At 40.2% G+C, this 1,323-nt stretch carries 1 protein-coding gene; it reads left to right on the top strand.

Going from position 1 to position 1,323, the window contains the following annotated elements:
• The first annotated feature begins 124 nt into the window (after positions 1 to 124).
• Positions 125 to 1,288: an IS4 family transposase gene (locus HU824_RS19395; RefSeq protein WP_148330868.1), complete on the top strand. Its 1,164-nt coding sequence runs from the start codon at positions 125 to 127 to the stop codon at positions 1,286 to 1,288.
• Positions 1,289 to 1,323: the final 35 nt, after the last annotated feature.

Here is a 1,323-nt window from a genome sequence, read left to right as displayed (position 1 = left end):
CACTACTGTCCAATAAAAGTTAGCTAATCGGTCTTTGAAATTATTGAAATACAGTCTTTTAAGCAGTCCTTTAGAATGAAACGGATTTGAATTCGTAGCTTAGCGGTCAAATTGAAGGCCGCTTATGAACCAAGATAAATACGTATTCGCTCAACTTACCGCTTTTCTGAACAGAACCCAGTTCAACAACTTCGTTCGCAAGTATGATGGCAATCGCTACGTGAAGCAATTCACCTGCTGGAATCAGCTGCTTGCTATGATGTTCGGACAACTGAGCAATCGTGAGAGTCTTCGCGACCTAATTGTGGCTTTTGAAGCACACCGAGCTAAGCAGTATCATCTTGGTTTGGGACGCCATCCAATAGCCAAAGCCACTCTCGCTTATGCTAATCAGAATCGTGACTACAGAATCTTTGAAGACTTCGCATTCTATATAATGAAGGAAGCTTGCGAAAAGCGAGGGACCAATATCTTGGAAATCCCAGGAAATAAGTACGCTTTTGATTCAACAACCATTCCGTTGTGTCTAGCCACATTTCCATGGGCGAAGTTCCGAAGAAAGAAAGGAGGAGTGAAAGCTCATGTCTTATATGACATTGAAGCACAAGTTCCTGCCTTCTATACTGTAACCACAGCATCGAAGCACGACTCTACAGAGATGTGTTCAATCCATTATGAACCAAATGCTTATTATATGTTCGATAGGGCTTATGACTTTTTTAAGGAACTATATAGGATACACCTGACAGGTTCCTTTTTCGTTGTCAGAGCTAAAACGAACTTGAAATACACAATGGTTAAATGGAAGCGTAGGATGCCTAAGTATGTACTTACAGATGCTGAAGTGAAACTGACCGGATATCTCTCAGAGAAGAAATATCCCGAGTCATTCCGATTCATTCGTTACTACGATGAAGAGGGTGACCGTGAGTTCACTTTCCTGACAAACGCAACACATATTTCTGCATTGGACGTTGCTAATCTCTATAAGAAAAGATGGTTGATCGAGCTATTCTTCAAATGGCTAAAGCAGCACCTTAAAATAAAAAGATTCTGGGGCACAACGGAAAACGCTGTCCGCATTCAAATCAGTGTAGCTATTATCACATACTGTCTTGTAGCTATTGTCCAACACGATATGCAATTGAAACGCTCAACTTATGAAGTTTTGCAGATTCTAAGCATCTCTCTAACGGACAAAACGAACTTACGTGACCTGTTCGATAAGACTGATTTCAACGATATCAAAGAACTCGATTATCCCCTTTTTGAAGGACTATTTGATTAATTTTTTAACTCGTCCATTTTTATTGGACACTAATG

The organism is Bacteroides sp. L10-4 (genome assembly GCF_013373675.1).
Classification (GTDB): Bacteria; Bacteroidota; Bacteroidia; order Bacteroidales; family Bacteroidaceae; genus Bacteroides; species Bacteroides muris.
Note: the sequence above shows the minus strand (reverse complement) of the source record. Positions and strands in the feature narration are given on the sequence as shown.